Below are 14,273 nucleotides of genomic sequence, written 5' to 3' on the forward strand. Positions count from 1 at the left end.
TGTCCGGGTAGCGTCCGGCGGCCCTCTGACGGCAGCATTGCCACGTGTCCCATCCCTCCCCCCTGGCAGCCACCCAGCACCGAGCCCTCGCCCTGCGCGCCGCGGGCGACCTCAGCGCCGCCCGGCAACTGCTCGCGGAGGCCGTCGAATCCGCTCCCCCGCCGTACGGTGACGACCATCCCGAGGTGCTACACACCGCGCACCTGCTGGCACGGCTGCACCGGGAGGGGGACGACCCGCTCGCCGCCCGCCGGGTGTTGGAGGAGGCCTTCGCGGCGGGCGAGCGGCGCTGGGAGCACTCCGACCCGCTGATGCTCGCGCTCGCCTTCGAACTCGCCGAGGTGGCGGAGGAACTCGGCAACCGGCACGAGGCCCGCCGCAACTACACCCGCGTCGCCACCGCCGGGCCCGCCGCACTGGGGGAGAACCACCCGGCGGTACGCGCAGCCCGCGACTACCTCGGCCCACCTCCGTCGACGCCGGGCGAGCAGCACCCCACGCCGACGCCCGGTCCGGCCCCGGTCGACCCGGTGACCGAGCCGGGCACCCGGTCGGCGCTTGCCGGCCCGACCCTGTCGCTGGCGACCCTCGCGGCGATGCGGCCCTCCGCCGGTGGCCCGCCGCCCGCCGTCTCGCCCTGGGCGCCGCAACCGCCGGCCGCGTCCCCACAAACTCCTCCAGCGGTACGCGCGCCAGCCACACCCACGCCACCCCGCGACGTCACGCCGGCACCGGTCCCAGCCCCTCGGGCGACGCCCGTTCAGCCGGCAGCTTCCTCGATCGCGCCAGCGCCGCCCGACCCACTGACGGCAGCACCCCGACCTGCGACGGCGCCCCGCCCGCGCGCCGACGCGCCACGGCCGGCGATTGCGATGCCACCCCGTCAACGCCTCGACGAGCAAGCGTCTGGACCGCCTCGGCCGATGCCCCGGCCGAGGGCTGAAGACCCGCCGACGACGGCCGGGCAGCGGTCACCAGACCGACCGCCGTCCGGGCCGACCGTGGCACCACGTCAGCGGGTTGGTGGTCACGCCACCCCGCCGGTGGTCGACGTGCCGCCTCCACCGTCGACACCGACCGCCCCGGCGTCGACCGCCCCGCCGGCGACACCGGCGGTGGTGGCACCTCGCTGGGACGACCCCACCATCCGGGTACGGCAGATCGAGCCGCTGCTCGCCGAGGAGGCCGCCCGAGCCGCCGAACGGCCAACGGCGCCGAGCGAATCGCACAACGTGTCCGGCACCGAGGCGACGTCATCGGGCCGACCCTCCTCGGCCGTTGGCCACCCCGGGCCGGCGTACCCGGTGAGCGGGCCACCGGCCCAGCCCATCAGCGCCCCGCCGGTGACCCCGCCTCCGATCTCCGCGCCCCCCAGCCAGCCGTACCCGGTCTCCGGACCACCGGCCCAGCCGTACCCGGTCTCCGGACCGCCCGGCTACGGCCCACCCGTCTCCGCACCACCCGGGCACACCTACCCCGTGTCCGCACCGCCCGGCTACGCCCAACCCGTCTCCGGGCCACCCGGGCACACCTACCCGGTGTCGGCGCCGCCTGCTTTCGGGCCGTCCGTCTCCGGGCCGCCCTACGGAGCACCCGTCTCCGCGCCTCCGGTGAGCGCACCACCCGTGCCGCCCTGGGGGTTGACCGCACCGCCCTGGAGCAGCAGCGCCCCACCGCAGCACCTGCCAACTCCAGGTGCCGACTCCCCCACCCAGATCACGACGCCGACCACTACGGCTGCCCAGGCCGCCACCACCGAGCAGGCCCCGGCGGCTGGGCACACCACGATGGACGTGGGCGGTACCGGCACGATGGGTGACTCTGGCTTGGGCATCCTCGACGCCCCGGTAGTGCCGACTCAGCGGGCTCCTGGCGCGCTGTCCGACCAGACAGTGGTGTTGCCGTCCGTACCGGCGCAGGGCGGCCCGGCCGAGGTCCAGACCAGCCTGGGCTGGCCCGCCGCCTCACAGACCAACCCCACCGCCACACAAACGCACCTCACGGCCGCCCAGGCGAACGCGAGCATCGCCGAGGCAGGCCCCATTGACGCGCAGCCGAGCCCCGCTGCGCAGCCAGCCTGGCCCCCGCGCGTCGGCGCCGACCCGGTGCTGGCGCCGCCAGGCGCGCCGCCACCGGTCCAGCAGTACCACCACCAGCCGGCCCAGACGCCGTACCCAACCCCGGCGCCCCAGGCGCCGTACCCGACCCAGGACCAACAACGGGCGCCGTACCCGGGTCAGCAGTACCACCCGGTGCCGGACGCGTACCGGCCGGCGTACGCCGATGACGGTGGGTCGACGGGCCGCAACCGGGCGGCGCTGATCGGCGCGGTCGTGGCGGCCGGGGTGGCCGTCGTAGCGGTGGCGGGCCTGGGTGCGGTGATGCTGTCCCGCGACGATCCGCCGCCGTCCGGGACCGCAGCGCCGACGGGGGCGGCACCGACGGCGGTCGGGCTGCCGCCGGGCGACCTGAAGCTGCGCGACGATTCGGCCACTATTACGTTGACCTGGACGGACCCGACCGGCGGCGCGGTGCCGTTCATGGTCGCCGCGGGTAGGGCCGGGCAGGCCCTGGGTGTGATGGCCACCGTGGACCCGGGCCGGACCAGCTACACCGTCAACGGGTTGAACTCCCGAGTGGATCACTGTTTCACCGTGTTGGCTGTCTACTCCACTGACAGCTTTGCGACTTCCGGGCAGGTTTGCACCGCGCGGGAGCGTGAAGCCACGTCGAGCGGGGAGCCTTCCGGCCGGGCGTCGCCGCGCTGAGTCGAGCCGAAACCGCGCCGTGTCGAGCGCGAACCGGGCTGAGCTGGACGTCCACAACGCACACTCTCGGTATCCACAGGGGTGACGGTGCGGGTTCCCCCGCCACCACCAGCGCCATATGATGGCACCCGGCTCAGGGGAGGGGTCGCCGGAAGGCGCGCCACCTGCCACGACTCAGGGGAGGCAGCCGGCTGTGGCCAGCATCGACGACGCCGTACAGACCGAGGCCCCCCGCTCCCGGTCCCGGCTGCGCGGCGGGCTGGTGACCGTCGGCACGGTGGCCGCGCTGTTGGCCGCCATGGGGCTGACCGTCCTCGGGTTGGGCGCTGCGGACAACGCGGTGGCCAACTACGACGCGAGTTCCTGGCTGTGGAGCGCGGCGCGCAGCGAGCTGGCCCGGGTCAACGGGGTCACCGCCCGGGTGGACACCCGCACCGAGATCCCCGGGGCCCGGCAGCACCCGATGCAGATCACCCAGACCGACCGGCTGCTGATCCTGCGGGATTTGCAGACCGGGCAGGTCAGCTCCCTGGACCTGGCCACCCTCCAGCTCAGCGCGACCACCCGGACCACCCCCGGCCTGGGCGTCAGTGTGGCCCTGCACGAGGACGCGGCGTTCGTCGTCGACGCCGTGCAGGGCATCGTCCGGCAGCTCGACCCGCGATCGTTGACGCCGGTGGGTGAGCCGGTGCGCTATCCGCCGGGCATCACCGGCGGCACCTTCGACGGTAAGGGTCGACTCTGGATCGCGGTGCCCAGCCAGGGCACGGTCTCGGCGATCACCGCCGCCAAGCTGCCGTCCGCGCCGGCGTCGGCAGCGCCCGCGGGTGCCGGGCTCAGCCCGCAGCGGGTCGAGTCGTACGACGTCGCCGACGCCAGCCACGAGCTGGTGGTCTCCACCCTGGACGACGGGGTGGCGGTGCTCGACCGGACGGCCGGGAAGCTGGTGCGGGTGCAGCGCGGTGAGGTGCACCCGACGCCGCTGACGCTGTCCGGTCCGGCGGCGCTGCCCGCGCGCACCAGCGGCCCACGGGTGCCGGTCACGGTGACCGCCGACCGGCGGGTGCTGTTGGTGGGTGACGGTGGGCAGGAGAGCGGGTTCACCGTGCCGGGTGAGGGGGATCGCCTCAGCCCGGCGGTGGCCTGGGCGAACCGGTTCTACTGCGCCGACGAGGCCACCGGCACCATCTACTCCTTCGACGCGGCGGGTCAGCTGGTCGAGACCATTCGCGGGCGGGCCAACGGGCCACTGGAGCTGGAGGTCCGGGAGAACCACCTGTTCATCAACTCCCCCGACTCGGCGACCGCCCGGGTCGTGGACGACAAGCATCAGGTGCGCGAGGTCAACAAGTACGCCAACGACGTGCTCGGTGGCGACCCGCCGCCGGTTCCCCCGCCGCCGCCCCCGCCGAAGAAGCCGCGGGTGGGTAAGCCGAGCGCGCCGCGCAGCGTCACCGCCGCCGCCGGCAACGCCCAGGCGCGGGTGAGTTGGCGCCCGGCCGCCGCCAACGGGGCCGAGATCATCAAGTACGTGGTGGAGGGCGCCGGCCAACGTGTGCAGGTGGGCGCGAACCAGCGTGCGGTGGAGGTCAAGGGTTTGACCAACGGCGAGACGTACCGGTTCGCGGTGCACGCCGTCAACGCCAAGGGCGACGGCCCGCCGCGCAACAGCAACCCGGTGACCCCGACCGCGGCGGTGCCCGACCCACCCGCGAGCGTCATCGCCCAAGAGCGGCCGGACGGCACGGTGCTGGTCAAGTGGCCGGCGGCGAACGGGCAGGGCAACACCATCGCGAGGTACGCGGTGACGGCCAGTTCGGCAGGGACGAACGCTCCGGCCGGCGAGTCGACGAAGACGGAGCTGGTGGTGCCCGCCGGTGAGTTGGAGTTCGGCACCCAGTACGCGTTCACGGTGGTGGCGGTCAACAGCAAGGGCGCCGGTTCGGCGGCGTCCCCGGTCAGCAACACCGTGGTGCCCTTCGCCGCGCCCGGTCGACCGCTCAACCTGCGCGCCGGGACCGTCGCCAACCAGCCGGGCGCGGTGACGGTGCAGTGGGCACCGGCCGAGGCCAACGGTCGGCCGGTGACGAAGTACCTGGTGGACGTCGGTGGACGGGTCAGCGAGGTGACCGACACCCGCACGACAGTCACCGGGCTGGGCAACGGCCAGAACGTCACGGTGAAGGTGAAGGCGGTCAACGAGGCGGGGCCGGGCCCGGAGGCCACCGCCACCGCCCGCACTGTGGCCGAGCCACGGGTCACGGTGACCGGCTCGTCGTCGACGGCCACCGGGGCGACTGTCACGTTCACGGTGGACGCCGGTGGCGGTCAGGCCACCTGCACGCTGACCACGACGGGCGAGCCGACGAAGGCCGGGGCGTGCTCCAGCATCACGATGACGGGCCTGACGCCGGGCACCAACTACACGTTCACGGTGACGGCGAGCAACGCCGCCGGCAAGGGCACCGCCAAGAGGGCGCAGGCAACCCAGGCGCAGTACGGGATCGCGACCTGCCGCAACGGCGCGTCCGGGCCCGAGTCGACCTACTGTGACCGGGACCGGGATGGCCGCAACGGCAACGAGATCTTCTCGGTAGCCCGACAGGACAACGACAAGCAGGTGGGTTGGGCGAAGCCCGGCAGCCGGCTACAGGCGTACTGCAAGAAGTCGGGCGAAGAGGTGTACGCCTACATCTACAACAACGAGAAGCGCAGCACCTGGTGGGTGCAGGTCAACTACGGGGGGAAGAAGAACTACATCCCCTGGGCCTGGCTCAACCTGGAGGGCGGCGACACCATCAACGTCCTGCCCACCTGCTGAGGACACCAGGCGAGGAGCACCACCGACCGTGAACACCCACGAGCCGCTCACCCAGCCGGAGGTGCAGGGCTTCGCCGCCCTGGCCGCCCGGCTGGCCGAGAACGTCAACGCGGTGGTGCTCGGCAAGCCGCAGGTGGTGCGGCTGGCGCTGACCGCGCTGTTCGCCCAGGGTCACGTGCTGTTGGAGGACGTGCCCGGGGTCGGTAAGACGACCCTGGCGCGGGCCATCGCCGCCACTGTCAAGGGTGAGTGGCGGCGCATCCAGTTCACGCCCGACCTGCTCCCCTCGGACGTGTCCGGCGTGACGATCTTCAACCAGGCGACGCGGGACTTCGAGTTCCATCCGGGGCCGGTCTTCGCCAACATCGTCATCGCCGACGAGATCAACCGGGCGTCGCCGAAGACCCAGTCGGCGCTGCTGGAGGTGATGGAGGAACGGACTGTCACAGTGGACGGGGTCCGGCACCCGGTGCCGTCGCCGTTCCTGGTGGTCGCCACCCAGAACCCGGTGGAGATGGATGGCACCTACCGGCTGCCCGAGGCGCAGTTGGACCGGTTCCTGGTGAAGCTCTCCGTCGGGTACCCGGACGAGGCAGTCGAGGTCGAGGTGCTGCGCGGCGCGACAGTGCGGTCCCCCGAGGCGCTCGCCCCGGTCACCGACACCGCCACCGTCGGCGAGATGGTCCGGATGGCCCGCCGGGTTCACATCGCCGAGCCGCTCTACGCGTACGCGGTCCGGTTGGCAGCGGCCACCCGCACCCACCCGCAGGTGCGTGTCGGGGTCAGCCCCCGGGGCGTGATCGCGTTGACCCGCGCGGCGTGCGCGTACGCGCTGATCGACGGGCGGGGCTGGATCATGCCGGAGGATCTGAAGGCGCTCGTCGAGGCGGTGTTCGCGCACCGGCTGCTGCTCACCCCGGACGCCCAGGTGCGCGGGATGACCCCTGCGGAGGTGCTGCGTCAGGCCGTCGCCTCGGTGCCGGTGCCGCTGCCGTCGGGGCAACCCGCTCCGGTGCAGGGCTGACCGGCAGCAGCGCGATGGGGATCACCGCCCGTGGGGTCGGGCTGCTCGTCGCCGCCGTGGTGCTGCTGGGGGTGGGTTTCCGGTTCGCGTACCCCGAGTTGACGTTGCTCGGCGCGGCGGCCGGCGCGGCCGTCGGCTACGCCGCGCTGGTCGCGGCTTGGCGGCCCCGGCTGACGGTGACCCGCCGCGCGGACCCGGACCGGGTGGCGCGCGGTGAGCCGGCGAGCATGACAGTGACGGTGCGCAACACCGGGCGGCTGCGCTCGGCGAACCTGCTGGCCGAGGACCGGTGCGGGCAGCGGACCGTGCCGGTGCCGGTGTTGCGCCTGCGACCCGGCCGGGACACCGAGGTCCGCTACGACGTGCCGACCGACCGTCGTGGGGTGGTGCCTGTAGGTCCGCTGCGGGTGACCCGACGTGACCCGCTGGGGTTGGTGGCGCTGGCCCGCCCGTACGGCGCGGCGGTGCCGGTCTGGGTGCACCCCCGGATCCATCCGCTGACGGCGGTGCCCCGAGGCGCGGGGCGCAGCCTCGACGGCCGGGTGGACGGGGTCCCGCACGGGTCGATCACGTTCGACTCGCTGCGGGAGTACGTGGTCGGCGACGAGCTGCGCCGGGTGCACTGGCGCACCAGCGCCCGGGTGGGTGAGCTGATGGTGCGGGAGAACGTGGACACCAGCCTGCCGCGCCTGGTCGTCCTGCTGGACAACCGTGCCGCCGCGCACCCGCAGCGGGTCGGCGGGGTGGCGGAGTCGTTCGAGTCGGCCTGCGAGGCGGCGGCGTCGGTCGTCACCGCCGCGCACCGCGCCGACCTGCCGGTGCTGTTGCTGGTGGCCGCCACGGAACCGGCGGAGCCGACTAAGCCGGCGCAGCCGGCCGAGGTCACGGGCCCCGACGGCGAGGCCGACGGTCCTCTCGGGCCGCTGGACCGGCTCGCCGCCGCCGACCTGTCCGACGACGGTGACGCGGTGCGGGCGGCCACCACCCGGCTGCGGCAGGACCGACTCGGCGACACGTTGATCTTCCTGACCGGCCCGGGTGGCCGCGACGAGCTGGGGCACGTCGGGGCGCTGCGCGGGGCGTACCCGTCGGTGCTGGTCGCTGTGTTCGGCGCGGCCGAGCCGACGCCGCCGGGCACCGCCGGCCTGGTGGTCGTCGACGCGGCCGACGGCGCGCAGTTCGCCGCCGAGTGGGACGGGGTACGCCGGTGGTGACGGTCGCCGTGCGGATGCTGCGGGCGGCGGTAGTGCCGCTGGCGCTGATCGGGCTGACGGCGCTCGCCGGGGTGGTGCTCGGCCGGGTGTACGCCGGCGGCCTGCTGACCTTGCTGGTCGTCGGCGCGGCGGCGGGTTCGGTGCTGGTCAGCGTGGCCGCCCGGCGGCTGCCGTCCTGGCTGGTGGCGCCGGTGTCGGTGGCCGCGATGGCCGGCTGGACACTGTGGTCGCTGCGGCTGGCCGCCACCCGCGCCGAGTTGCCGGGCGGCCTGCTGGAGGTCACCGCGGACGCCGCCCGCAACGGCATTCCCCGGCTGCTCACCGCGATGATCCCGGTGGAGCCCACCCCGGACACGGTGCTGGTGCCGGTCGTCGCGGCGTGGCTGGCCGGGCTGACCGGCGCGGAGGTCGCGCTGCGCACCGGTCGGGTGCTGTTGGGTTACCTGCCGGCGGCGGGGCTCTACGCCGCCGCCCTCTACGTGGTCGGCCCGAACGCCGAACCGGCGCTGGGGTCGACGCTGGTGTTCGTCGCGGTCGCGGCCCTCGGCCTGGCCACCCCCACCCGCACCGCGCCCGGCGGCGGCGATCCGACCGCCGAGCTGACCCCCCGGGTACGCGCGGCGGTGCGACTGCGCCTGGCCACCAGCGCGGCGCTCGGGGTGGCGGTGGTGGTCGGCCTCGTCGCGTTGCTCGGCCCGGTCGTCGCGCAGCAGGTCGACGGCCGACCGGTGGACCCACGCCGGTACGTGGAACCGCCACAGGTGCAGACGCTCGACGAGAACCCGTTGATCCGGATCTCCGGCTGGGCGCTACACCCGGAGCAGAAGCTCCTCGACGTGAGCACGCAACGCCCCGACGCACCGCCCGCCGACGCCCCGCCCGAGGCCGACCCGGCGGCGGACACCACGCGCGGTGTACGGATCCGGTTGGCGGTGCTCAGCGACTACGACGGGGTGACCTGGCGCGTCGGCGCGACGTACCGCAACGCCGGGCGGATCCTGCCGGCCGCGACCGCAGCCCGGGACAGCACAGTGCAGACGGTCCGCCAGCAGATCAGCGTGGCCGAGTTGAGCGGCCGGCTGCTGCCCGCAGTGGCGACGCCCCGGGAGGTCAGTGGGGCGCGGGTGGCGTACGACCCGGCGAGCGGGACGCTGATCCGGCCGGAAGGGCTGACGCCGGGGCTGCGGTACACGGTGACCTCCGCCGAGGAACGCCCCGATCAGAACCTGTTGGCCAGCGCGAACGTGCCCGCCGGCGACGAGGTGGCCCGGGTGCTGCGGGTCGCGGACGGGGTGCCCGATCCGATGCGCCGGCTGGCCACCCAACTCGCCGAGGAGAACGGCGCTCCGTACGCGCGGGCGTCGGCGATCGAGCAGTTCCTGGCCGAGCACTACCGGGTGGCTGCGGACGCCCCGAGCGGGCACGCGTACCCGAACCTGGGTTTCTTCCTGTTCGGACCCCGCGACGGCGGCGGGCAGGAAGGCACCTCGGAGCAGTTCGCGGCGGCCTTCGCGGTCCTCGGCCGGCTCTCCGGGCTGCCCACGCGGGTGGTGGTGGGCTTCCGAACCAGCGGGCAGGGGCCGGTGCTGGCCGGTGACGCGCACGCCTGGCCGGAGGTGCTCTTCGACGGGCTGGGCTGGGTGGCGTTCGACCCGCTGCCCCGCCCCAACGACGAGCCGAGACCGGTGGAGGAGGATTTCCGCCCGACGCCGGAGGACCCACCGCCGTCGGAGGCGCCGGCACCGACAGCCGAGCCCAGCGCCTCACCGGAACCGGCGACCGCCGCCGACGCCCCACCCGGCCCGGACGGGGTCTCCACACCGCTGCTGGTCGCTGGCGGCAGCGGCGGCCTGCTGCTGGTGGTGGGCGCACTCCTGCTCACCCTGCTGGCGATGCGCCGCTCGCTGACCCGCAGCCGACTCGTGCGGGGCGACCCCGGCCAGCGCATCGCCGGCGCCTGGCGGGAGGTCACCGACGCGCTCCGGCTGGCCGGGAGACCGGTCGGGGACGACCTGGCCGCCACCGAGATCGCCGGGCACGCCCGCCGGACCCTCGCCGACGCCCGCGCGGGCAGGTCCGGCAACGACCCGACCGCCGACCCGGAGCCCGTCGCGCCCACCGGCGGCACGGCGGCGGCAGACGCGTCCAGCCCGGCCGTCGACGAGTTGGCGGCCCTGCTCAATCAGGTGGGCTTCGCCCCCGGCGCCGCCACACCCGAGCAGGCGGCTCGCGCCGCCGAGGTCGCCACCGCCTACGTGGCCACCCTGCGCTCGGCCCGCCCCTGGTGGCGTCGCCTGCTCTGGTCGGTGCACCCGTCTCCCCTGCGCCGCGCCCGCCGCTCCCCGCGCTGATCAAGAGCTTTGCGTCGACTGCGGGCCCACTTCTGACGCAAACCTCTTGATCACCGACGGCGAGGGCCGCCCGGGGGGTGGGGGGGAAATCCGTTGGCCCACGCGCCGCATACCGGTGACCATCGGAGCGTGGATCAGCATTCGAGCGACATCGTCGACTACTACACGCAGCGCTATCGCGAGGACCAGCGGCTCAGCGCCCGCCCGCAGGCGCGACTGGAGTGGATCCGCACGACGCAGCTCCTGCGGGATCTCCTGCCCGGGCCGAGCGCCCGGGTGCTGGACATCGGTGGAGGCACCGGCGAGTACGCGCGGGCCCTCGCCGTCGCCGGCTACCACGTTCGCCTCGTCGACCTGGTGCCGAGCCACGTCGCGCAGGCCCGCGACGGGCACCCTCCGGTCGACGCGCAGGTGGGCGACGCGCGTGCGCTCCCCGACCCCGACGGTGAGTATGACGCCGCGCTGCTGCTGGGCCCGCTCTACCACCTGGTACGCCGCGCCGACCGGCTCCAGGCCCTCCGCGAGGCGGTCCGGGTCACCCGCCCCGGCGGTCTCGTCGTGGCCGCCGTCATCTCCCGCTTCGCCGGCCCGTTGGACTTCGCGGCCACCGGACGGCTCGACGAGAGGCTGCTCGACGAGGCCAGGGCGCTGCTGAGCGACGGCGTCAACGATGCGCGGATCGGGTTCACCCACGCCTACTTCCACCGAGTCGAGGAGATCACCGACGAGTGCGCGGCCGCGGGGCTGACCGATGTCGTCGTCCACGGGGTGGAGGGTCCGGCCTGGACGGCGGCGGAGGCGGCGGCGAACGGGCCCGCGCAGGACGCGGTCTTCGCCGCGGCGTTGGACCTCGCCCGGCTCTACAGCAGCGAGCCGGCGCTGATCAGTGCCAGCGCCCATCTCCTGGCCATCGGGCGCGTTCCGGTGCGGTAGCGGGTCAGGTGGTCAGCCGGCGGATGAGTTTGCGCATGCCGGCCTGCCAGCCGTCCGGGTCCTCGGCGCGGCGGCGCGCGTAGTCGGCGACCTCGGGGTGCGGCAGGATCAGGAAGCGTTCCTCGGCCAGCCCGGCGATGGCCGCGTCGGCGACCTGGTCCGGGGTGAGCACCGCACCGGACGCGGCGACCACCCGGGCGCCGAGGTGACCGTCGGCGAGCCCGTCGGCGAGCATCGGGGTGTCCACCCCCTGCGGGCAGAGCGCGCTGACCCGGATGCCCCGGTCCCGGTAGGTGATGGCCAACCACTCGGCGAACCCCACCGAGGCGTGCTTCGTGGCTGTGTACGCGGCGTCGCCCACAGCGGTCAGCACACCGGCCGCGGAACAGGTGTGCAGCAGATGCCCGCCGCCCCGGGCCAGCATTCCGGGCAGCACCGCGCGGGCCGAGTAGACGTGGGCCAGCACGTTGACCCGCCAGGAGCGGTCCCAGCCGGCGTCGTCGACCTCCACTCCCCCGCCGGTGGTCACCCCGGCGTTGGCGCAGAACAGGTCGATCCGGCCGTACCGCTGCTCGGTGTCGGCGACCAGCGCGCGGACCTGCTCCTCGTCGGTGACGTCGAGGGCGCGGGCGTGCGCGACCGGGCCGATGCCCTCGGCCACCGCGCGGGCCGCGTCGGCGTCCAGGTCGGCGACCACCACTGCGGCGGCACCCTCGGCGGCGAACCGGCGCGACAGCGCCGCCCCGATACCTCCGGCCCCGCCGGTGACCACAACGATCCGGTCGGTGAGGTTCACGCGGACGCCTCCACGGAGTTGGCGCCCAACCGGGCGATGAGGCTGAGCAGCGCGCTCGCGCCGCCGGCGGTGACCTCGGGGGTGGGCAGCAGCGCGACGATCGGCACGTCCACCCCGTTGTCGGCGTAGCGGCGCACCTCGGCGCTGCACCGCTCCGCTGAGCCGTGCAGCACCAGGGCGTCGACCACCTCGTCGGGCACCGCCGCGCTGGCACCGCGCCGGTCACCGGCGGCCCAGGCCGCCCACATGGGCGCGAGCGTCTCGTCGCGGCCGAGCCAACGGTGGAAGTCGGCGTACGCCGGGACGGTGAGGTAGCTGGTGATGAGCCGGCGGCCCAGCGCCCGGGCGTACGCGGCGTCCTCGGTGGGGCAGACGAAGATCCGGGCGGCGACCTCGAAGCCGGTGCGGCGCTCGCCCAGCTCGGCCAGGGCGCGCGGCACGTCGTCGGCGCTGAGCCAGTTGAGGATGACCCCGTCGGCTTCCGCGCCGGCCAGCCGGAGCATCCCGGGGCGCAGCGCGGCGAGCAGGATCGGCGGCGGCACCGCCGGCGGTCGTTCCAGCGTGAACCGTCGGACGGCGAACGTGTCGTAGGCCTCGTCGACGGTCTCGCCGGCCAGCGCGGCGCGCAGGAAGCGCAGCACGTCGCGGGTGCGGCGGAACGGCTCGTCGAACGGCACCGCGTTCCAGTCCCGCACGAGCACGGGTGAGGACGCGCCGATGCCGAGCGAGAACCGGCCCGGCGCGGCCTCGGCCAGCGCCGCCGCGCTCATCGCCAGCAACCCGGGGCCCCGGGTGAAGACCGGTGTGATCGCGGTACCGAGCCGCAGCCCCGGTTGCCAGGCCGCGGCGAGCGCCAGCGGGGTGAACGCGTCGGTGCCGGCGACCTCGGACGACCAGACGTCGGTGAACCCGGCCCGGTCGAGGGCCGCGTAGGCCGCGTCGTGCTGCGCCAGCGCGATTCCGCCCAGCGGCACCGTCATGCCCCATCGATTCGTCACCGGTCGATCGTGCCCGTTGACGCGGGCCCGAGCAAGATCCCCGGGTTGGGCAGAATCGCCGGTTTCCGGCCGTGCGCGCCGGTGGAAAGTGCTACCACTTCGAGGTGGACCGGACCGACGGCGCAGGCCGCTGACCATGGCTTCCAGGGCAGCGGGACACCTGGAGCCGGTCCCGGCGGCGGCCACGCCCGGTCGGGCGACGTTCTTGGAACTCTTCTTCGACCTGGTGTACGTCTTCGCGCTCACCCGGATCTCGGCGCGCGCGTTCGAGGATCTGACTCAGGTTCCGGGCCGGGAGCACGGTTGGGGGACGGTCACCGGCGGCGGCAAGACACTGCTGTTGCTGCTGGCGCTCTGGGCGGTCTGGCAGGGCACCGCGTGGACGACCAGCCGGTACGACCCGTACCGGGTGCCGTTGCAGACCGTGGTGATCACCGCGTTGGTGTGCAGCATGGTGATGGGGGTGGCGGTCCCCCGGGCGTTCAGCGAGACCGCGCTGATGTTCGCGGTGGCGTACGTCATCGCGCAGGTGACCCGGCCACTGATCCTGTCACTCGCGCTCGGAGCGCACCCGTACCGCCGGTTGAAGGTGCGCATGGCGGTGATCTTCGCCGTCAGCGGGGTGCTCTGGATCAGCGGCGCGATGATGAGCACCAACGCGCAGGTGCTGCTCTGGTCGGCGGCGCTGGCCTTCGAGTACCTGGCCGCCCGCTGTGGTTGGCCGGTGCCCGGCCTGGGCCGTTCGACGATCTCCAAGTGGGAGATCGCCGGGGAACACCTGGCCGAGCGGTACCAGCAGTTCTTCCTCGTCGCGCTGGGCGAGACGATCCTGGTGGCGGGTTTCGCGTACAGCGCGGGCCCGTTCGAGTCGGGGCACGTGTGGGCGTTCGGCCTGGCGCTGGCCACCTCGATCATGCTGTGGCGCATCTACGTGCAGCGGGCCGGGCGGATCCTGGGCGAGGCGGTGATGAAGGCCCGTCACCCCGCCACCATCGGCCGGTCGGCGGCCGACACCCACCTGCTGATGGTGATCGGTCTCGCCGCCACCGCGATCGGCTACGAGCTGATCATCAATCATCCGCTGGAGCGGATCCCGGGGGCGTGGCTGGCCATGGTGCTCGGCGGACCGGCCCTGTTCCTGGCCGGGCGGGCCCGCCTGGAGTACGAGGTGTTCGGGCGGGTCTCCCCGTCCCGGTGGATCGCCGTCACGGTGCTGGTGGCGTCGTCGGTGCCGTTGCTGTACCTGCCCGGTGTGATCGCGACCGCGGTCGGGGTGGTGGTGCTGGCCGCGGTCGCGGTTGCCGACGCCCGGCGGGCCCACGGCGCCCCACCGGAGGCCGCCGCACCACCGTTCTGAGCCTCGCGCGT

At 74.3% G+C, this 14,273-nt stretch carries 9 protein-coding genes; 7 read left to right on the forward strand and 2 right to left on the reverse strand.

The genetic code is table 11. The features are described 5' to 3' along the window. Positions 1 to 44 precede the first annotated feature (44 nt). From OHB44_RS23310 to OHB44_RS23335, 6 genes are all read left to right on the forward strand, one after another. Complete coding sequence (locus tag OHB44_RS23310; protein WP_330438290.1) at positions 45 to 2,768, forward strand: fibronectin type III domain-containing protein; 2,724 nt, start codon at positions 45 to 47, stop codon at positions 2,766 to 2,768. Positions 2,769 to 2,961: 193 nt separating this feature from the next. Continuing rightward, positions 2,962 to 5,589: a fibronectin type III domain-containing protein gene (locus tag OHB44_RS23315; RefSeq protein WP_330438291.1), complete on the forward strand. Its 2,628-nt coding sequence runs from the start codon at positions 2,962 to 2,964 to the stop codon at positions 5,587 to 5,589. Positions 5,590 to 5,617: 28 nt separating this feature from the next. Continuing rightward, positions 5,618 to 6,613 carry an AAA family ATPase gene (locus OHB44_RS23320; protein WP_112583044.1) on the forward strand — a complete coding sequence of 332 codons (996 nt, stop codon included), beginning with the start codon at positions 5,618 to 5,620 and terminating at the stop codon, positions 6,611 to 6,613. A 14-nt stretch (positions 6,614 to 6,627) separates the two neighbouring features. Continuing rightward, positions 6,628 to 7,827 carry a DUF58 domain-containing protein gene (locus OHB44_RS23325; protein ID WP_330438293.1) on the forward strand — a complete coding sequence of 400 codons (1,200 nt, stop codon included), beginning with the start codon at positions 6,628 to 6,630 and terminating at the stop codon, positions 7,825 to 7,827. A gap of 14 nt (positions 7,828 to 7,841) precedes the next feature. After that, positions 7,842 to 10,178 (forward strand): DUF3488 and transglutaminase-like domain-containing protein, encoded by a 2,337-nt coding sequence (locus OHB44_RS23330; protein ID WP_330441269.1) that lies wholly within the window; start codon positions 7,842 to 7,844, stop codon positions 10,176 to 10,178. A gap of 129 nt (positions 10,179 to 10,307) precedes the next feature. Then, positions 10,308 to 11,111 carry a class I SAM-dependent methyltransferase gene (locus OHB44_RS23335; RefSeq protein ID WP_238686711.1) on the forward strand — a complete coding sequence of 268 codons (804 nt, stop codon included), beginning with the start codon at positions 10,308 to 10,310 and terminating at the stop codon, positions 11,109 to 11,111. A gap of 4 nt (positions 11,112 to 11,115) precedes the next feature. On the opposite strand, the gene OHB44_RS23340 is transcribed toward OHB44_RS23335, so the two are convergent. Then, entirely contained in the window at positions 11,116 to 11,907 is a 792-nt protein-coding gene (locus OHB44_RS23340) for an SDR family oxidoreductase (protein WP_266305036.1), read from the reverse strand. Beyond that, complete coding sequence (locus OHB44_RS23345; RefSeq protein ID WP_330441270.1) at positions 11,904 to 12,887, reverse strand: LLM class F420-dependent oxidoreductase; 984 nt, start codon at positions 12,885 to 12,887, stop codon at positions 11,904 to 11,906. Before OHB44_RS23345 ends, OHB44_RS23340 begins: the two co-directional genes overlap by 4 nt. Before the next feature lie 154 nt (positions 12,888 to 13,041). Between OHB44_RS23345 and OHB44_RS23350 the strand changes: the two genes are divergently transcribed. Beyond that, positions 13,042 to 14,262, forward strand: a complete 1,221-nt coding sequence (locus tag OHB44_RS23350; protein ID WP_330438294.1) for a low temperature requirement protein A — start codon at positions 13,042 to 13,044, stop codon at positions 14,260 to 14,262. Positions 14,263 to 14,273: the final 11 nt, after the last annotated feature.

This window comes from Micromonospora sp. NBC_00821 (assembly GCF_036347035.1).
In the GTDB taxonomy this organism is placed as follows: Bacteria; Actinomycetota; Actinomycetes; order Mycobacteriales; family Micromonosporaceae; genus Micromonospora; species Micromonospora hortensis.

What these genes read in the sequence shown, in the direction of transcription:
- OHB44_RS23330 (WP_330441269.1), top strand. Translation starts at nt 7,842, where the DNA reads ATGCTGCGGGCGGCGGTAGTGCCGCTGGCGCTGATCGGGCTGACGGCG.
- OHB44_RS23350 (WP_330438294.1), top strand. Translation starts at nt 13,042, where the DNA reads ATGGCTTCCAGGGCAGCGGGACACCTGGAGCCGGTCCCGGCGGCGGCC.
- OHB44_RS23325 (WP_330438293.1), top strand. Translation starts at nt 6,628, where the DNA reads ATGGGGATCACCGCCCGTGGGGTCGGGCTGCTCGTCGCCGCCGTGGTG.
- OHB44_RS23345 (WP_330441270.1), bottom strand. Translation starts at nt 12,887, where the DNA reads ATGACGGTGCCGCTGGGCGGAATCGCGCTGGCGCAGCACGACGCGGCC.